This window comes from Neptuniibacter sp. QD57_21 (assembly GCF_047778075.1).
Lineage (GTDB): Bacteria > Pseudomonadota > Gammaproteobacteria > Pseudomonadales > Balneatricaceae > Neptuniibacter.
In genome coordinates this window covers 144708-163285 of sequence record NZ_CP180549.1, presented here as the reverse complement: position 1 = coordinate 163285, position 18578 = coordinate 144708, and the positions used below count along the sequence as shown (strand labels likewise).

Here is an 18578-nt window from a genome sequence, read left to right as displayed (position 1 = left end):
GATCCCTAAGGTACCGCCACGCGGTTTATCAGTTCGGCGATCAATTTATCTTTATCTAAACCTCGCGCTTCAGCCACATAGCTCAAGCCGATACGATGTCTTAGCACACTTGGAGCAATCTCTTGGATATCATCTGGCGTTACAAAATCACGTCCAGCCAACCAAGCTTTAGCACGTACAGCGCGATCCAAAGCGATACTCGCACGCGGGCTTGCGCCAAAGACTAAACTATCTTTCAGATCGTCTCCGTAAGCTTCTGGATTACGTGTCGCCATCACCAGTGCGATCATATAATCCTCAAGGTTATCCGCCATGTAGACCTGCATAATGCTGGAGCGAGCTGCGAATAACTCCTGCTCGGTCAGCGCAACATCAATATGAGCGGCTTCCCCCGCTAACTCGGAGTTATGCTCGTCACGCACTAAACGCAGGATCTCTTTCTCTTGATTATGATCTGGGTAGTCAACGCGGATATGTAGCATAAAACGGTCTAGCTGAGCTTCGGGTAGTGGATAAGTCCCCTCTTGCTCCAGCGGGTTTTGCGTCGCCATCACCATAAAGAATTTAGACAGTGGATAAGTTTTACCTGCAACCGTGACTTGTCGCTCCGCCATCGCTTCTAGTAAAGCAGACTGTACTTTGGCTGGCGCACGGTTGATCTCATCCGCTAATAATAAGTTACAAAACAGCGGTCCCTGACGGAAACTAAACTCGCCTTTTTGTGTGTTGTAGATCTCAGTACCGGTAATATCGCTTGGCAGTAGATCCGGCGTAAATTGAGCACGATGGAACACGCCTTCTAACAGATCACTTAAGGCATGAACTGTACGCGTCTTCGCCAAACCTGGAGGGCCCTCCAGTAAAACATGGCCATCCGTAAGCAATGCAATCAACAAATGCTCAACTAAGGCTTCCTGCCCAATGACTTTCTGCTTTAAAGCCTCTGATAACCCGATCAGTTTACTCTGCAAGGTTTGACTCGATGCCGTATTTGCAGTGGCTTCTACTGTCATTCTAAGCTCCTGTTTTTATTAATTTTGCACAATGACGTTACGAATGTGATGCCTATTTATATGCGGTTAGCATCCCTGTTTTCAACTCTGCAACTCGATCTAATTTTACCGAACAAAAGGTAGTATTCAGATTCCTATTCTCAATAACAGTTCAATGTAACGCTTCGCTCACAAAAACTTCTTAAACCTGTCATCTAAACGTCACCCGGCATAGATAGTTTTGGCGGCATAAATCTATAAGACTTTCCATAAAGGTATTTTCAATGTCTATGCTGCACGGTTCTCACCCTCTTAAAGCGTTAGCCTTAGCTGTTGGCGCAACTTTGCTTACAACTACGGCTTACGCTGCCCCTATTCATGTAACTAATGGTAATAACAGCGGCGAAGGTTCCATGCGTGCAGCACTGATCGCTGTTGCTGAAGGTAAAGCAGATAGCGTCATTGTTACTAGCAAAGACGATATCATGATCAACTCCACTCTGACTTATACTGGTCAGGCACCTATCGCGATCTACGGTAACGGCCAGATCATCAAAACTGCAAAAAACACCGATTTGCTGGCTATATCTCAAGGCGCGGACCTGAATATCAGCGGTCTTAAATTTGAAGGACCTGGCGGTTTTAGCATCCAAAACCGCGGTGACCTAACAGGCGAAGCTGGTAAAGGTATCTTCGTTAACCTACGAGATAACCAAACTGGAACCCTAACCGTGACACTCAATAACGTTGAAGTTAGCGGTGTTGCTTATCACGGTATCCACATCTCTGATTGTGATATTGCTAAAGATTGTGGTGCAGGCGCAGGCGGCGAAGGCGGTGGTTCTCCAGCGTCTATCGCAGTAAATGCATACAACCTAAACATCCACAATGTCGGCTATGGCCGAGTAGATGGCGACGGCCTTCGAGTCGATGAACGTAACGAAGGCAACATACTATTTACCGCTCATAACTCTCGCTTCAACAAAGTAGGCGCTGACGGTGTTGAGCTGGATGAAGGTCAGAATGGCGACGTGATTGTTAACGTGAGCAACGTCGATTTCTCTAACAATGGTGGTTACTGCCAAAAAGACCTTCTACAACCTCTTCTGCCATCCCCAGTAGAAGCTGAATTTAAAGATGGCGAGATGTCTGCTGACAAAGTACCTGCTGAGATTGCCGGTTCCGCTGATGACAAATGCTTTGAACGCGAAGTCGATCTATATGCTTCCGGCTCAGTTGAAGCTTACGAGTTTGGTATCGATTTTGATGATGGTTTTGATATCGATGAAGCAGGTAACGGTAGTATTAAGACCGTCCTTTACTCTTCGACTATCCACAATAATCTAGATGAGGGCCTAGACTTTGACGAAGAAGGCGAAGGCGATATCGAGATCACAGTGATTGAATCTGCTGCATCAGGTAACACCGATGATGGCTTCAAAATGACGGAAGAGGAAAACGGTAACCTCACCGCTCTGATCTCTTCTGGTCATGCCGACAAAAACGGCGGTAAAGGCATTGTGCTAGAAGCTAAAGATGCAGGTAAAGTTGCAGCTCTCATCGAAAACAGCACAACCGCAAATAACGACAGTGGTAAGAAATCCGGCCTTAAGATAAAAGGTAAAGGTGTAATCACGCTGAAAGGCTCTGAAATCAATGACGGTTTCAAAGCGAAGAAAGCTGAAATCGTAAAAATCTAAGCCTCAACAGATAAACAACAAAGGGGAGCACTATGTTCCCCTTTTCATATCAATTAACATGACTTTATTCGGTCAGCATAAATCGAGTACAGAAAAAGATCGATAACAGCTCCAAAAACCCTCTGATTAACTGAGGTTTGTTCCGTTCAACGCAGCCTTTAGTTCTGATATTGGATGGGGGCGTGCAAATAAAAAGCCTTGTACTGCATCGCAGCCATATTTATTCACAAACTGATACTGTGTCTCAGTCTCTACACCTTCAGCTACAACCTTCAAGTTCAGGTTATGTGCCATATCAATTATAGTGCGAACAATCACCTCGTCATCATCATCCTGACCTATATCCTGAATAAATGACCGATCAATCTTTAAGGTGTTAAGTGGCAGTTGTTTCAACCGGCTTAGTGACGAGTAAGCCACACCAAAATCATCTATTGATATTTCTACTCCGATCTCACGAATTTCACATAATTGATCATAAATATCGTCCATTTCTGAAGCTATAACCGTTTCCGTAATTTCTAGCTCTAATTTATCAGCAGGGTACTTAGTTTCTGCCAACATAGAGCTAACCTGTTCAGACACACCCTGACGCAAAAAATGCGCAGCTGAAAAATTGACAGACAATAAAAGGGTCGGTTTTCCGTCATATAACTCTAATAACTCTCGACATGCGGTTTCCATGACCCAGTTGTCGATCTGACCAATTAACCCACAGTCCTCCGCTAGGGGGATAAACTCTGCTGGTGAGATAAACCCTTCATCAGGGTCATACCAACGAATCAACGCCTCAAGCCCAATAGGGTTTAACGAACGACTATCCCACTTAGGTTGATAATAAACATCAAAGCAGCCTTCCTTCACAGCTTTACGCAATTTACTCTCTAAGCACATCCTTCGCTCGGTCCGCTCATTCATCTCTCGAGCATAAAAACTAAACTGATTACGACCCGCTTCTTTAGAGCTGTACATTGCTGTATCAGCATTTTTTAAAATCGTAGATGCGTTTGTCCCATCTTCAGGATAAACACTTATACCAATACTCGTTGTTACTTGAAGGCTATAACCATTGATTTCGGCAGGTTCACTTATGGTATCTATAATTTTCTGAGCCACCTCTGCGGCCACATCGGGTGCGGTATCTTGCAGTAGGACTGCAAACTCATCCCCCCCTAAACGGACCAAGGTATCACTGCTGCGTAAGTTTTGTTTTAGTTTACGACCTAAATTGATCAGCAGTTTGTCCCCAATATCATGCCCTAAACTATCATTAATACCTTTAAATCTATCAAGATCGAGAAAAAACAGAGAAAGTTGCTGTCCATGACGTTGACCAAAATTTATCGCACCCTGCAGGGTCTCATCTAGCATTGCTCGGTTAGCCAAACCCGTTAATGGGTCATGAAATGCTTGATGTTCCAACCTTTTATTTAATTCATACAGTTCATCTGTACGTTCATTAACCTTATCTTCTAGATTATCCCTAGCTTGCTGAAGCTCGTTATCTCGAAGCTGAATTTGATGCAACATCTCATTAAAGTCATCAGCTAACACACCTATTTCATCCTGAGAAGCTTTATCTGCCCTCAACTTATAATCACGAGTTCTAGTGATATTTCTGACAGTGCTTGCCAATTTTAATATGGGAGAGGTAATTACGCGTTGAGCCGTACTGGCAATAAGGACAGCAAGTAATAAAGCAGCTAGAAATAACCACCCTAATACAGCAACTCGCTTAAGTTGCTGTTGTTTCCAACTTTCCATTTCGGAATACAAGACAACAAAACCTAGATACTCCTGATCCCAGCTAATTTCATGCTTGGTATAAAAATAACCGTCAACAAGACCACTCTTTTCTGCTTGCCATATTACTGAAGGTTCATGTTCAGCTCTCTTGAAGCTAGCAAACACATTTTGATCAGCATCATAAAGATAAGCTGCAACCACATTGACCTCTCCTCTGAGGGAGGCAAGAGTATCAGTAGCAGATTGGTGATCCCCAAAGAGCAAAGCTGCAGCGCTGTTGTTTCCTATCACGCTAGCCTGAGACTGGATACGATTTATTAAATCATTACGTGAATTTATCCAATCACTTATTGCAAAGCCAATCGTTGCTACCGACAACACAATACAGCTACTTAAGAACAACAAAATCGCTAACTTTTTCTGAATTAGGCGACTATTTATTAACAATTAAATATCCTCCTTATCCAAAATATTTGCCAACTTAAGTAACTGCGAACTCATTTGGAGTTTACGCTCATGAACCTGCTTTAGGCTGACTTCAAATCCGATACTAGATCCCCGCCTTACTAGGCTTAATAATACCCCTGGCAGAAGCAATCCTTGCTTCACATCAGTGGTAAGATCTGCAACTGTTAACAGCCCGACTTCTGGCCCACTGGCAGCATAATCTAGCTGATATTGAGAAAGCTCTTCGTTGCTGATCAACAAGATACTGCACGATTTAGCATGGGTTAGATCCTGAATAGTAGAACTCTTCACGACTTTCCCATGTACATCTCGACCTACAATTGAATCGAACCCTTTACCAATAAAATCGGTACGATAAAAACAAATGTTGAGATGCTCTTGGTTTGAATGAGAATCAGGCCAACTCACAAATTTAGCAATATTGAAAATAAAAGCAGCTTTCACACGATCTAATTTTTCGCCATGATCAGCCCAAGCACTGGTAGCCAGCGCCAAACAGAACAGGATGGTTAAGAGATTAAACCAAGAGAACAGCTTCCAGCGAAATATCATAAAAGATTTTTATTCCATTTCAGGCTGAACCATATTTCCCGTTCACTGCGCTCATTATTATGCTGAGAACCAAAATCGGCAGCCGGGTCGTAAACCTTTTTATCAAAAAAATTGTCCACCCCAAATCGATAACTCAATCCATCTTTCCATTCCCCTGAAGCAAACAAATTTGTGATGACAAACTCATCAGCATTGTCGCGCTCAAAGTTATTTGTATCTTCACGCACATCACTATGAACTAAGCTAAAACCAACCAGATGATTAGACAGATATAGGTAATCAACTTTAAAGCTACTACTCCAACTAGCCAGATAAGGTAACTCTATTGTTTCAGAATCTGTTTCTAAGTAAGCCAGTGCTAAACGAACATTCACTTGATCTAGTGGTCGCATGTTAAGAAGCATTTCAGCTCCACGCATTTGAACAGTGCCATCAACATTAGCGAAATATTCATCCGCCATATCAGGTGTTGGCACTTCACTTATGTAGTTTTCAAGTTCATTGTGGAAAAGATTCAAGCTTATATTTGCTTGGTCCCACTGATATTGATAAGCCAACTCCAACGACTTGATTTCTTCAGCTTCCACATCAGGGGCTTCGAAGTTGGTTCCTTCCAATACTTTGAGGTATTCACGAAATGTCGGTGTTCTAATTGCAGTACCGTATTGTGCTTTCCAAGTATTACGGTCATCTGGTGCGTATACTGCTGCGGCGCGGTAATTAAAATATCCACCAAAAGAACCAAACTGATCGTACCGACCACCAAAAGTCAGACCTAGCTCAGGATTTACCTGCCATACATCCTGAATGAATAACGCCCAATCATTATTACTTATCCCTGGTTCATTCAGCAGATTACCCTTCTCTGTTGGACTGAGAAAGCCATCTTTAAAGTGAAAAAATCGCTCAAAATCAGTGCGTTTAGCTTTTTCATATTGCCAACTACTTCCAACAGCTAAAGAATGATCACCGAAAGCCTTAAGCCAGGTAAAAGAAGCCCCTGCCATGGTGGCATCCTGATATTCTTCATAGCCTAAGGCACGAGTTTCTTGCTCAATTTCAATTTCTCTCGTCTTATCATCCTGATAGTAAAGCTTGCTCTCGACTCTCCCGCTTTGTAGATCTCCCCATTGGTAATCTAAAGAGAGTGATAGAAAATCTTCATCAATAGAAGCATCTTGAGTCGTAGGTATATTTAAGAAAGGAGTTTCCGATTTATTCAACATCAAGCGGAGTGTCAGGCCCGGCATTGGACTAGCCTTAATGTGCAGGTTTTGGAATTCTTCATCTAGAGGCTGTAAAACATCACCGCCAATAAAGCTTTTCCGGTCTTCACGAAACGGAGCATCCTGATCAAGGGCACTAGCAAAGATTTGTACTTCTGGAGTGTTATAGAGAAATCCCGCTTTTTTCCTATCGTTATCCGCCACCTCTGCCGTCAGTTCCAACTGATCTGCATTTGAGAATTCGCGGGTAGTGATCGAAATTATCCCTCCAAATGCATTAGCCCCATAAAGACTTGAAGCAGGACCTAAAATAATTTCTACTTTCTCTATCAATTCCAAAGGTAGATTGTCACCTAATGAAAAATGACCATAGTAGAGATGTCTAATTCGGACGCCATCTACCATCAAAACCATTTTATCGTTATAGCGATCTAACAACCCCCTGGCCCAAACTGAGCGATGACGCTTACGATATTGATTAAGCTGAAGTCCAGGAACGAAAGCTAACAGATCGTCTAATCTACGCACTCCGAACAAATCAAAATCTTGGCGATGAAAACTATAAACTGTTCCTGGCGCTTTTTTGGTCTGTGTAGGCAGTAAGGAAGCTGCTGTAAACACTTCCAATTCCACCAATTCATTCAGTGAAAGGAGCGTAAAATCTTCTTCGGTAGGGACGGCATAAGCTGGATAGGACAAAGCCGCAGACACAAGCAATGCTACACAACATTGCGTCTCACTATTAAACATTCCCGATTACCCTGTATTTTTTTTATTTTGTGGTAAACGTACAAGTTATTTATTATCTCATTGATTTTATAGATAAAATCATCAGAAACACTAACTCACTCTACTTCGATATTCTTATTTTTCACCCATAAAAACAATCTTATTTTTCTAATCTATTGTCATAGATCATATAATCCAGACTAAAGCCTCATATCACCCAATCAGCTATAATCGTTTTATTCAACTATAAGAGAAGCTGTTTTGAGGGCTTTCCCTAACATAAAACTACATTTGTATACTCCATATATAGCTCCTATCGATAACTGCAGATATCAGCGATCCGTATAACATTAAGAACGAACCTAGAGCCGACCTACTAGAAGAAAGAAACAAGTAGCGACTATCATTTTTTGATATACTTTACACAGTAAAGTGCTCTATTTTTGAATAAAGAAGGCAAATCTGTCAGATCAAGAATTGAACTACTTCGCGAGTACGACTCCTCTATTACAAGCTTTGGTGGTATGATGTCGCCCCTTGGGCGCAGTACTAGGTACAGCCACCACTGTTTTGTTGGGTTTATCCTCTGGTGGTACCATTCTACTGGCAGCATTAGGGGTCGGTGTTTATTCTTTATCGCGGTACCTGCAGCGATATTCTTAACACCTCCAAGCGCTAACCAAAGCCTATCAATGATTGCTAACTTACATAGCATCACGTTGTATAACGTGTTGATAAGGTTTCTATTTTTCAGCGCACTGATTATTGAATTTTTGGCATTAAGCCAAGAGGAAACAGGTAAACAAAAATGAGTAAAGTCTCCGTCAGTATCATCATGGGCTCTCGCTCAGACTGGCCAACCATGCAAGAGGCTACTAAGCCACTGGAAGAACTAGGTGTAGAGTTTGAAACTAAAGTGGTTTCTGCACACCGTACGCCTGAGCGTCTTTTCCAGTTTGCCTCCGAAGCGCACACACGTGGCGTTGAGGTAATTATTGCAGGTGCTGGCGGCGCAGCTCACTTGGCAGGTATGGCAGCATCTATGACTCATCTGCCAGTTATCGCAGTACCTGTTGCCAGCAAAAACATTAAAGGCCTAGATAGCCTGCTATCTATGGTTCAGATGCCACGCGGCGTAGCCGTTGCTTGTCAGGCAATTGGCGGTGCGGGCGCATACAATGCAGGCCTAATGGCAGCACAGATGCTAGCCCTTAAAGATGCAGAATTGAGCCAGCGCCTACAAGAGTGGCGTAAAGCTCAGACTGACAGCGTTCCTGTTGAGGTAGAATAATGCACGTTGCTATTGTTGGATGCGGTCAGTTGGCACGCATGATGGCTTTGGCTGGTTGGCCTCAAGGTCACCGTTTTACTTTTCTGGCTGAGCCAGGTGAAGGTACTGATTGCGTTAAAGGCTTAGGTGAAATTGTTGAGCGCACTCCAGAGATGGAAGGCGAGTCTCTTTTTACTGCACTAGGCAATCCTGATGTGGTAACGGTTGAGCGTGAACATGTTGATGTTTCTCTTCTAAGCACACTAAAGCCGCACTGCTCTGTTTATCCTTCTCCAGAAGCAATTAGCTATTGCCAACACCGTGGACGTGAGAAAACTTTCCTAAACTCTTTAGGTATCAAGACTGCACCGTTCCACCTTGCGAACAATGCAGAGGAATTGAGCGCGAGCGTTAAAACGCTAGATTACCCAGTATTCGTTAAGACCTGCGAAGAGGGTTATGACGGTTACGGTCAGTGGGTTCTAAAAACCGATGAAGATTTAGCTAATCTGGTAGCTCAAGCAGATTCGCTACCAGAAGTTGTGATTGAAGGTCGCGTCGATTTTGATCGTGAAGTCTCTTTGATTGCCGCACGTGACGCGTCTGGCGCTTGCGTATTCTATCCGCTAACAGAAAACCTTCACCGTAACGGTATTCTGTGGAGCTCGATTGCTCCGGCTGATGCACCTGAAGCCTTGCACGCTAAAGCTAAAGATATCGCAGATAAAGTACTCAACGCTTTGGACTACGTTGGCGTAATCGCTATCGAAATGTTCCAAGCGGGTGATGATTTGCTGGTTAACGAACTAGCGCCACGTGTTCATAACAGTGGTCACTGGACTCAAGGTGCAGGCATCTCTTCCCAGTTTGAAAACCATATCCGCGCTATCTGCGGTTTAGGTTTAGGTCACACCATCAACAGCCAACACGCTGGCATGGTTAACCTATTAGGTATCGAAGCACCTAAAGAGATTATCAGCGAAAGCAATGTACAGCACCATGTGTACAACAAGTCGCTGCGTCCAGGCCGTAAGGTTGGGCACCTTAACCTAGTCAGTGACGACCGTCACACACTAGAAGTTAAGCTAAAACGCATTCGCGATAGCCTTTACGAAGACTAATCGTCTTTAGTTAGGACTAAGCATTAAAAAAACCCGGCTACTTTACAGTACCGGGTTTTTTATTAGCTGCTCTTAGACAATCACGGCCGAGTCATCAAGTAATGAGCGATTGCCTCTCGATCTGACTTCTTTAGGTACTTAGCGCCATCACGTACCACTTCACCCATACTGCCACCATAGACATCACCATCCTGCTTCACTCCAGACTTCAACGAGTAAGCCAGATCCGCTTCGCCCCAACCCTGTTCAGCTAATGCGACTGCAGTAATTGCAGGAATAACGTCATCATCTTCAACAAAGCCCTGATGACCACTTAAAGCTGCCGCAGTATCTAATCCTCCCAATAGGTTTCTAGGGGTATGACAAGCGCCGCAATGCGTCGGCCCTTGAACGAGATAAGCACCTCGATTGTACTGCTCACTTCTCTTAACATCGGGAATAAACCGTTGCTCATCAAAGAACAGCAACTGCCACACATCTAAGCCCCAATTGAGGTTGAACGGGAAGCTCACTTGATGCGCTGCCGAAGGTTTGGCAACAGCGGGGACGGTTTTAAACGCCGACCACAAATCAGCGACATCCTGATCAGATAAACGCATGTAAAAACTATAAGGAAAAGCTGGGTAGTAGCTTTGACCGTTAGGCGACTTACCCACGCGCAATGCACGTTCAAAATCATCTACACTCCACTTCCCGATTCCGTGTTCCTTATCCATCGTAAGATTCGGCGCATAGAAAGTTCCGAACGGCGTTTCCGTGCCCTTTCCACCCGCTAACGGCTTTCCTTTAGCTTCACTATCGGTGTGACAAGCGATACAGCCTGAAACACGTGCAAGATAAGCTCCTCTGGCAACATTCCCCTTCAGCTCAGATAGCGAGGCTCTAGGTTCATCTACCGAACTCAGGTAGCTGACTCCTAACGCAGCGCCTAAAAAAAAGCAGATTAAGAGAGCTGAAAACCAGAGCAGTTTTCTCATTTATCTTTCTCTACACGATAGTCAGTATGACAAGCTGAGCAGTTATCACTTAAACGCTCAAATACTACCTCTACCGGCATAGTCGCAAAGGATTCCGCACCCTCTTGTACTTCAGGTTCTGCAGCCATACCCATCATACTTGCTGAGGTGTCTTCGGTATTTTCCGAGCCGATATTGTCAGCGGAGTCGTACAAACCTTGGCTGATTTGCTCTAACTCTTTAGAAAGATGCTGAAAACGGTCCCACTCCTGCCAAATCTCAGCTTTAGCTTCGGTTGGATGATGCAGACTACCTTTCGGGAATAACTTGGTAAGGTTCTCACCCGCATGCATATTGATCGTTTCAGCTGCAACACGAACCTGAATAGGCTCATAAGGAATCTTGCCCTTAAACATGTCAGAAACCGTTTTCATCGCCCCTTTCATATCTTCCATGGCATCCATACGCTCTTTAACAATACCTGTTGCTCCACCATGGGCATATGCATATCCAGACAACATGGCGCCGACTAAAAAAAAGGGCGCTACTATTTTGTTCATATTCTTGCTCATATGTAATTACTAACCAATCATCCTCAGCCAAGACTAACTTAAAACCTACCAGCTACGATATTAAAATAAGCCAAAAAAATTCTCTAAACTCCCATGCCTCTCAGCACATCTATTTTATTACTATCCAGAGGCAAAACCCTTATCTATTTACCTTTTTAAAATACTGAAGCCTAATTCCACTGCAAAGTGAGTTTAAGCGTAAAATAAAGCTTAAAATTTAATCTAAAAAAGAGAATGCACTATAAAAAATTGATAGAATCACCATCAATTAAATCATCAATTATTCGAAGGAATGGAATAGATGAAAAAGCTTTTCTCCACAGGATTAATAGTAACCGCTATCACCTTAACTGCAGGTTGCTCCAGTACGATTACTATTAAAGAAAACGCTCCCAGTTCTGATGCGTTAGAACTTTCCGCTGATACTAACGGTGTTAAACTCTCAGATATCAACTATGCCAAAGATCTACCCACCTATAATGGTGAAAAATACCTGATCGGTCATGGTGACCAATTAGTTGTATCTGTATGGGGACGCATAGATTTAGGTTCTCAATTACCTGCAGGTGGTGATACCCGCAGAAACCTTTCGGTTGTGAGCGAAGACGGCGAAATTAGCCTTCCTTTCCTTGGTAATATCAAAGTTGCTGGCAAGACTGCTGCAGAGGTTAATCAGTTAGTTACTGACCTTTACTCTAAAATTGTTGATCGCCCTAAAATCGATGTCACAATTGTGGAGTATCGTTCTCAGCAAGTAACGGTAGAAGGAGCGGTGACAAGACCGGGTAATTACCCTCTGAACGATGTAGTTCATACAGTCGCCGAAGTCGTTATGAGAGCAGGTGGTGTCAGAGACAATGCTAATACCGTAGAAGCTGTTCTGGTCCGAGATAAACAAGCTTATCGAATGAATTATCGCTCAGGTCAACTAGGTCTTAGCGACGTTCATAATGTCCGCCTACAAAAAAATGATCGAATTTTCTTCCCTGACATCGACGATAATTACGTCACAGTTATGGGTGAAGTTGAGCGACAAAGACTAGTTCCAATCCCTGTTACCGGCTTAACTTTATCGGACGCACTAGCAATATCTGGTGGTTTATCGGCTTTAACTGCTGACTCCGAGAATATTTTCTTAGCTCGAGTGTCTGATGGGGAGCAAAGACTATACAACCTTTCTTTATCGGACAATCATCTCAAGCTGAAGAAAGATGATCTGTTAGTGGTTGCACCAACCAACTTAACTAAGTGGAACCGTTTCTGGAACCAGATCATTCCGGGTATCTCTGCTGGTGCGGGCGTATCTCAGATGTACTACAACTTTGACGTCGATGATAACCGTACACCAAATAACTAAGCCGTAAGCTCATAGTTATAAAAAAGCCGGTAACATTCAACATGCTACCGGCTTTTTAGCTCTATAATAAGGCTAACCATGAAGGGAGGCACAAACCTCTTCAAACTGTTCAGCAGCGCTGGAAACCGTATACGCCTTAGATATTTTCTTGGCTGCCTGAGAATACTGTTCATGGAGCTGAGGATTTGATAAAAACCACTGAATGGCTTCAGTAAAGGCATTCTCATCATTCAAAGGCACTAGCAAACCTGAGCGCTTATCCTCAATAATATTCCTCGGGCCAAATGGGCAATCCATACTAACCACAGGAACACCTTCAGACATAGCCTCAACCAATACATTCCCAAACCCTTCTCGTTTGGAACATGATAGAAGTAGAGTGCAATGCGGATAGTAAATAAATGGATTTTCCACATTGCCTATTAGATGAACTTTGTCCGTTAAATTTAGTTGTCGAATCTTATCTTCAAGGGAAGAACGTTCTGCTCCTTCTCCTAGAATAAGCAAATTAGCTTCAGGGGATGTTTCCAAAACTCGTGCAAAAGAGTCAATTAGCAAATCAAACTGTTTTTCTGCTGCTAACCGCCCCACGGCAATAAAAATCGGGCCTGTTAGGCGATCAAATATCTCAGGCCTAGCTTGTTTTTCCAATCCCTCTGACACATCAGGAATGACAGGATTACAGAGGGATTTCACTGACATTTCAGGAAGGTGAAGGATTTCACGATGCTCTGTACATATTTCAGGTACCGGAGCCACAAAAATATCAGCATAACGATACAAACACCGCATTAATAAAACCCGTATTTTCGAGTATTTAGATTCGCTTAACAGTAATGCTAACGGCGTATGCTCACTTATAATTGTATAAAAGTTATCTTTCACAAAGGCTTTAGCGAGCAATAACATCAGATTCGTGGCATGAGTACCTGCATAAACGATATCTGGATTAATTTTATTAAGCTCGGATACTAATTGAAAAACCCCTGAAGATGATTTCGCCCCTCCTAGATCATATACGACTACGTTTTGATTCAACCTAGACAACAAGTCACCATTACCATCCTGAAGTAAAAGGCAAGGCTCATAGAGGTCTTGATTAAGGTTATTAATCAAGTTGAGTACAACCTTTTCGAGCCCACCTGAAAAGAAATGAGGCAAGAAAAAGCAAATCTTTCTACGAGTATTTTTAAGCTTCATATCAGCGTTCCTTACGACTGATGAGGGCAAATAAATGTTTAGGCGAAATCCGTAGCCCCCAAAGAAGCAATACACCAACTCCTGCTCCTATGCCCCCTGATAGTATGAGCTCTAAGGTTAATGATATTCCCTGACTAGCCAAAGCAAGCTTTGACATAAAAAAAGCTAATGAAACGACAATGGGTATGAGTATTAATTTCAAAAGCAGCGCATCATAAACAAAAGTGGCGGAGCCCCGCTTGAAGAACAAGCAATAGCCAATCAAAAACAACATCATCAATCCAGTCGATAAGCTTATCGCTATTGCAACACCGTTTAGGCCATACCTATCCGAAAAAATCTCAAAAGTTATCAATCGAGCCATACAGTCTAAAGCAGCATATATGGAGATGATTTTCAAAATTGAAAACGCTGGATTCGCTAAAACCCAACCAATCAAAAAATTAACAACAAATGTAGCCACAACTGCAGGTATAACCAACTGCATCAATAAAGCAGATTGCTCAACGCTATCCATCGTAAATTTTTCATTGTAGAAAAATAGATAAACTAAACTATCCGCATAAATATATGTAAAAACAGAAATGGGAATAATTAAGAGCAAACCTATAGCTAACCAGTGCAATAAGTACGCTTGAATATCATCGCCTTTGTCTAAAGCAAACTCTCGACACCAAACCGTATAAAACACACCTACAATACTAAATGAAAGCACCCCAGGAACTAAATTCCCCAGCCTTTGAGCATACTCTAATAAACTAAGCCCACCTTCACCCGAAGAGAGCGCATAATGAGTTTCCAGCCAAATACCGATTTGACTCGCTAACAATACAATGATCATTGCATAGCCTCTTCGCTTTGCCAGACCATCTCCTTCTTTGTTCAGTTGTTCATTCGAGCCCACCGGCTGGAATGCACGTAAATATCGCAACACACATACTAGCAAGTACAAGACAAACACGTAGTACCCCACAACAAAAGCATAAGCGAGGATAGCTACTTGATCTGATGGGGTGAAAATAAATAGAGCAAGAAGTAAAAATATTCGAGGAAAAAGTTTCCCGAACTCAGATGTACCAAAATAACCTACAGCCTTACAAAAACCCTGCAATACAACAGAAACAACAGCGGCTGGAATTAATAAAATAAAGATATTCAGAATAGAAACAGTCTGTGCTTGTTGTTCTAACGTTTGATCAGAAGCCAACAAAGAAACCATCTCATCCGATAGGAAGAGTAGTATTGCTACCAAACAGCAACTCAAAAGCGAAGACTTAATCAACGACCTCGTCAGCAGCTTAGTTGCACGGTCAATGCTACTGATAATGGCATAGATAAAGACTGGTATATAAACCACTACCATGGCTTTATTTATCGCCTCAGTAAAGCCTGTAATAACTCTTCTTGCTAAGAAAAATATATCGCTCTCGATTCCAGCCCCTAGCTTAAATGCTAATAGAACCGAAATTAGGAGTGCCGCAGCCAATCCTAATGCTTGAAATGAAAATTGAAGGAAAATAGCTTTAGCTGCATTAAAATTTAGCAAGGCCACGATTCACTATATCGAAAGGTCATTGTCAGAATCTGAGAAGGTAACCCAAGGCGTATAACCTTTATCAGCTATTCGTTTCGAAATTTCAGGTGTGGCCATAACCTTGAGATGAGGCTTATTAAATCTAAAGCCTGTAGCCTTTAATACTGAATTGACCCACGTAAATGACGTCGATTTCATAATGGCTATTTTATCAACTTTAAGCTGCCACAACTTCGATACAGTAAAACTAAGTAACGCACTTAAAGCTTCGTCATCATGGTTAGTGACCAAAAAATCTACTATATATCCAGTAGTTACACCCTCTTTTTCTGCAAACCTGTAGACCATGTAGCCGATTAACTGGCCATTTTTTTTTGCTTCAACAAGTTTATATTCATGTAAAGGACAATCAGCAAAACGCCAATTTAGGTACCTTTGATCTCTAACAGTCAGAGCATCATAGCCCTTCGATACTTCCCGCCAAAAAAAATCGACGCTATCATTAAACCGAGCTACTTCAGATACATAAATATCGTCATGAACCTTGGGTAAAAAAGCCTTTACTGCCCCCCTAATGAGGCAATCCAAAGGTTTAGCAAGAACTGATAAGAACTTTCTTTTTTTTCTCAGTAAGGATGATGGTGATAGAACACAGAAGAATTGCTCTGTCTCTGCGATTATACCGCCACCATAGCGCTGGTACATCTTTACAATTTTTTCAAAAGGCAGTCCCATTTTAGGGATCGATTCGTTTTCAATAAGATACTTAACTAGCAACAAACCTTTTCCACGATGCTGCTTTTGAACCATTATGGAACCAACCCAATGCATCGGAATTTTTTCAGTATCAAGACTGAAAATAGACGGCATTAAAAACATAGCCCCAAAAGTCACTGATTCATTTTTTAATAAAACGACTTCTGAAGAAATTTCTACCGATGCTGGGTTTTGATTAGAGCTCCATTCCCAAACCGCTTCCCGAGCTTTGGCGGCATTTTCACTAAATACATCCTTAACTGTATTTAGAAAAACCTCTTTGCAATCAGCGGTACTTCTCTCCGCCCTTACCTTATTACTCATTTCAATCCTTGGGCGCTAGCCTTCCAACCCGCTTCCAACACCAATCAGGCCAATCTATGCCTCTATCCTTATTCATTTTGTCTTCAATCTTTAATAAAAGCTTTAAAGGTACAATGTTAAAAAAGAAACGAGCGAATTTAATAACGATCTGATCAATAACAGTTAAACTTGAATTTTCATGCCGAACTTTAGCGAAGCTGCTATTTGGCTTATATCGCATCACAAGCACTTCATCAGTCCAATCCAGCCCTAAAAAATTCAGAATAGACTTCATATTTTGCTCAGTCTGCTTTTTTAAATCGCTATATTGAAGCACGATAGTTTGAGCATCCTTTCCACCCAACTTTTTTATATAACGATGATTCATTGCATTGACTGCACAGGCCCGAATAATTTTACTCATTCGTTTAAAGCCTGAAGGGGGGGTGCGGCCAAAACCGCTTAAACGAGAAGGAATCAACTCTTCATCAGATCGCAAAACACAAATAAAGCGGGCATCAGGGTAAGCTAAACGTAATTCATCTGCCATCAACGTATGATGTGGCGACTTTTCTAACCAATTAGAAGAACCTTTTTTACGGGCTACATCATCCATAACGGCTCTAAAGAAAGCATAGTAACTATCTATATCTTCGTTCTTTTCCAGAAAGTCCGGCTGAACCTCTGACAAAATGCCGTAATCAGACTCTAAAAAGTTTTCAAAGAACCTGGCTTTAGATTTAGGATGATTAAAATCCCCAAAACCTTTAGCGAAATGAGAAAAAAATATACTTTCATGTACTCCTTGATGATCGTCTGCCTCAACAGCAGCGATGCAAGGATGGCTAGATAGCATATTTGCTAACCATGTTGTCCCAGAGCGTTGTAGCCCTAAAACAAAAATAGGTCTTTTTTTATCCATAGGAGACCCCATTCAAATACCCTCAACGCTGTTAGGCATCATCTCTAACAGGTTTCCATTTTGATACTTTCTTTCCTCGACACACGTTAATTATGCCCATCGCCATTGCTGCATGCCCCATGACAAAAAATGTCGGAATGTTAAACCCAGGGACCTTACGCAAGAAAGGAAACAACATGGTTAATAAGGCAATGGCATAGAATACAACCTGACATGCCAGAAAGGCTTGGTAAAACCAATGCTCGTCTAATAGCAGAGCATTACTTAAGAGTAACCCGATGAGTAATACAGGGTTCAAACGTCTAAGTAATTTATGTGAAAATAACTGTAAACTGTACCAACCATACTTAAATGGATTAAGTAGCTCTTTAAAAAGCATGAGCCCTCTCCACCCCATTTCGGTAGAGCGAACTCGGCGATCAAATTCTTTATAAACTTTATTGGTCACATGCTCATAGGTCATAGCATTAGGTTCAAAAACTAACCTTTTGCCTTTTGTTACTACTCCTACAGATAAAACGAAATCATCAGCACAACCTTCTAAAACTGGAGATGTAAGCTCCCTTCTAATTGCATATACCGAACCCTGAGCAGAAACAGCTCCGCCAACTTTAGTTTCAGCAATCTTTAGCGCTTGATCGTACCTCCAATAAATGGATTCGGCCTTGCCAATCCATCCCTGTTTTTCTGAAGATACAACGATCTGACCACAAACCCCACCAACAGACTCGTCGTTGAAGTGGCTTACCAATTCATTAAGGGTAGCTTCTGGGAAAAGGCTATTCGCATCTGAGAATACGATTATCTCCCCTTTACACTCAGCCAATCCCCAATTCAATGCTTCTAATTTACCAATATGATCCTTCGCTTCTAACACTGTTACATTATCTGCAACAGAGCGCGCTAACTCCGCTGTGTTATCTGTAGAACCATCAGAGACAATAATAATTTCAACTTTATGCTTATCATTAGTTTGAAGATTGATATTTTCTATCTTTTCTTTAATAACAGCACTTTCATTATGCGCACAAACTAAGAAAGAAACGTCATAACCATTTGCATAACTCTTCTTACTTTCATTCTTAGTTAAAAAACCTATCAATACTAACAGCACCCCGTAACCAACAAAACTGAATACTAACACGCTGAAAAAAAACCAAAAAATAGCATCCAT

General features: G+C 42.1%; 15 protein-coding genes. 4 read left to right on the top strand and 11 right to left on the bottom strand.

Features of this window, described 5'->3' with window-relative positions:
- Positions 1 to 5 precede the first annotated feature (5 nt).
- Positions 6 to 1013, bottom strand: a complete 1008-nt coding sequence (locus ACMXYS_RS00700; protein WP_415897308.1) for an AAA family ATPase — start codon at positions 1011 to 1013, stop codon at positions 6 to 8.
- Between the two features lie 263 nt (positions 1014 to 1276).
- Here ACMXYS_RS00700 and ACMXYS_RS00695 point away from each other — a divergent pair, with 263 nt between their 5' ends.
- The gene (locus ACMXYS_RS00695) at positions 1277 to 2692 is read left to right on the top strand and encodes a hypothetical protein (protein WP_415897307.1); all 1416 of its coding nucleotides are present in this window, start codon (positions 1277 to 1279) and stop codon (positions 2690 to 2692) included.
- Between the two features lie 126 nt (positions 2693 to 2818).
- Here the strand turns inward: ACMXYS_RS00695 and ACMXYS_RS00690 are convergent, their stop codons facing one another.
- Genes ACMXYS_RS00690 through ACMXYS_RS00680 form a run of 3 tightly spaced genes read right to left on the bottom strand, consistent with a single transcriptional unit; the run spans position 2819 to position 7434 of the window.
- Complete coding sequence (locus tag ACMXYS_RS00690; protein WP_415897306.1) at positions 2819 to 4885, bottom strand: EAL domain-containing protein; 2067 nt, start codon at positions 4883 to 4885, stop codon at positions 2819 to 2821.
- Positions 4886 to 5458, bottom strand: coding sequence for a YfiR family protein (locus tag ACMXYS_RS00685; protein ID WP_415897305.1), 573 nt, complete (start codon positions 5456 to 5458; stop codon positions 4886 to 4888).
- Positions 5455 to 7434, bottom strand: a complete 1980-nt coding sequence (locus ACMXYS_RS00680) for a TonB-dependent receptor plug domain-containing protein (RefSeq protein ID WP_415897304.1) — start codon at positions 7432 to 7434, stop codon at positions 5455 to 5457. Before ACMXYS_RS00680 ends, ACMXYS_RS00685 begins: the two co-directional genes overlap by 4 nt.
- A gap of 787 nt (positions 7435 to 8221) precedes the next feature.
- On the opposite strand from ACMXYS_RS00680, the gene purE reads away from it, so the two are divergent.
- Together purE and ACMXYS_RS00670 are read left to right on the top strand one after the other, a co-directional pair.
- Entirely contained in the window at positions 8222 to 8704 is a 483-nt protein-coding gene (purE, locus tag ACMXYS_RS00675) for a 5-(carboxyamino)imidazole ribonucleotide mutase (protein WP_415883076.1), read from the top strand.
- Positions 8704 to 9804, top strand: coding sequence for a 5-(carboxyamino)imidazole ribonucleotide synthase (locus tag ACMXYS_RS00670; protein ID WP_415897303.1), 1101 nt, complete (start codon positions 8704 to 8706; stop codon positions 9802 to 9804). Before purE ends, ACMXYS_RS00670 begins: the two co-directional genes overlap by 1 nt.
- 80 nt (positions 9805 to 9884) lie before the next feature.
- Here the strand turns inward: ACMXYS_RS00670 and ACMXYS_RS00665 are convergent, their stop codons facing one another.
- Together ACMXYS_RS00665 and ACMXYS_RS00660 are read right to left on the bottom strand one after the other, a co-directional pair.
- Positions 9885 to 10781: a c-type cytochrome gene (locus ACMXYS_RS00665; RefSeq protein WP_415897302.1), complete on the bottom strand. Its 897-nt coding sequence runs from the start codon at positions 10779 to 10781 to the stop codon at positions 9885 to 9887.
- Positions 10778 to 11320, bottom strand: a complete 543-nt coding sequence (locus ACMXYS_RS00660; protein ID WP_415897301.1) for a c-type cytochrome — start codon at positions 11318 to 11320, stop codon at positions 10778 to 10780. Before ACMXYS_RS00660 ends, ACMXYS_RS00665 begins: the two co-directional genes overlap by 4 nt.
- A gap of 313 nt (positions 11321 to 11633) precedes the next feature.
- On the opposite strand from ACMXYS_RS00660, the gene ACMXYS_RS00655 reads away from it, so the two are divergent.
- Entirely contained in the window at positions 11634 to 12689 is a 1056-nt protein-coding gene (locus ACMXYS_RS00655) for a polysaccharide biosynthesis/export family protein (RefSeq protein ID WP_415897300.1), read from the top strand.
- A 72-nt stretch (positions 12690 to 12761) separates the two neighbouring features.
- On the opposite strand, the gene ACMXYS_RS00650 is transcribed toward ACMXYS_RS00655, so the two are convergent.
- Genes ACMXYS_RS00650 through ACMXYS_RS00630 form a run of 5 tightly spaced genes read right to left on the bottom strand, consistent with a single transcriptional unit; the run spans position 12762 to position 18578 of the window.
- A complete protein-coding gene (locus tag ACMXYS_RS00650) occupies positions 12762 to 13889 on the bottom strand; it encodes a glycosyltransferase (protein ID WP_415897299.1) in 1128 nt (375 codons plus the stop codon).
- A 1-nt stretch (position 13890) separates the two neighbouring features.
- Positions 13891 to 15441: a lipid II flippase MurJ gene (locus ACMXYS_RS00645; protein ID WP_415897298.1), complete on the bottom strand. Its 1551-nt coding sequence runs from the start codon at positions 15439 to 15441 to the stop codon at positions 13891 to 13893.
- Positions 15442 to 15447: 6 nt separating this feature from the next.
- A complete protein-coding gene (locus ACMXYS_RS00640; RefSeq protein ID WP_415897297.1) occupies positions 15448 to 16503 on the bottom strand; it encodes a hypothetical protein in 1056 nt (351 codons plus the stop codon).
- A gap of 1 nt (position 16504) precedes the next feature.
- A complete protein-coding gene (locus tag ACMXYS_RS00635) occupies positions 16505 to 17404 on the bottom strand; it encodes a sulfotransferase family protein (RefSeq protein ID WP_415897296.1) in 900 nt (299 codons plus the stop codon).
- A gap of 31 nt (positions 17405 to 17435) precedes the next feature.
- Positions 17436 to 18578 (bottom strand): glycosyltransferase family 2 protein, encoded by a 1143-nt coding sequence (locus ACMXYS_RS00630; RefSeq protein WP_415897295.1) that lies wholly within the window; start codon positions 18576 to 18578, stop codon positions 17436 to 17438.

Bases quoted from the DNA above. Each gene is read 5' to 3' on its own strand.
- ACMXYS_RS00700 (WP_415897308.1), bottom strand. From the start codon at position 1,013: ATGACAGTAGAAGCCACTGCAAATACGGCATCGAGTCAAACCTTGCAG.
- ACMXYS_RS00695 (WP_415897307.1), top strand. From the start codon at position 1,277: ATGTCTATGCTGCACGGTTCTCACCCTCTTAAAGCGTTAGCCTTAGCT.
- ACMXYS_RS00685 (WP_415897305.1), bottom strand. From the start codon at position 5,458: ATGATATTTCGCTGGAAGCTGTTCTCTTGGTTTAATCTCTTAACCATC.
- ACMXYS_RS00680 (WP_415897304.1), bottom strand. From the start codon at position 7,434: ATGTTTAATAGTGAGACGCAATGTTGTGTAGCATTGCTTGTGTCTGCG.
- purE (WP_415883076.1), top strand. From the start codon at position 8,222: ATGAGTAAAGTCTCCGTCAGTATCATCATGGGCTCTCGCTCAGACTGG.
- ACMXYS_RS00670 (WP_415897303.1), top strand. From the start codon at position 8,704: ATGCACGTTGCTATTGTTGGATGCGGTCAGTTGGCACGCATGATGGCT.
- ACMXYS_RS00665 (WP_415897302.1), bottom strand. From the start codon at position 10,781: ATGAGAAAACTGCTCTGGTTTTCAGCTCTCTTAATCTGCTTTTTTTTA.
- ACMXYS_RS00660 (WP_415897301.1), bottom strand. From the start codon at position 11,320: ATGAACAAAATAGTAGCGCCCTTTTTTTTAGTCGGCGCCATGTTGTCT.
- ACMXYS_RS00655 (WP_415897300.1), top strand. From the start codon at position 11,634: ATGAAAAAGCTTTTCTCCACAGGATTAATAGTAACCGCTATCACCTTA.
- ACMXYS_RS00650 (WP_415897299.1), bottom strand. From the start codon at position 13,889: ATGAAGCTTAAAAATACTCGTAGAAAGATTTGCTTTTTCTTGCCTCAT.
- ACMXYS_RS00640 (WP_415897297.1), bottom strand. From the start codon at position 16,503: ATGAGTAATAAGGTAAGGGCGGAGAGAAGTACCGCTGATTGCAAAGAG.
- ACMXYS_RS00635 (WP_415897296.1), bottom strand. From the start codon at position 17,404: ATGGATAAAAAAAGACCTATTTTTGTTTTAGGGCTACAACGCTCTGGG.
- ACMXYS_RS00630 (WP_415897295.1), bottom strand. From the start codon at position 18,578: ATGGATGCTATTTTTTGGTTTTTTTTCAGCGTGTTAGTATTCAGTTTT.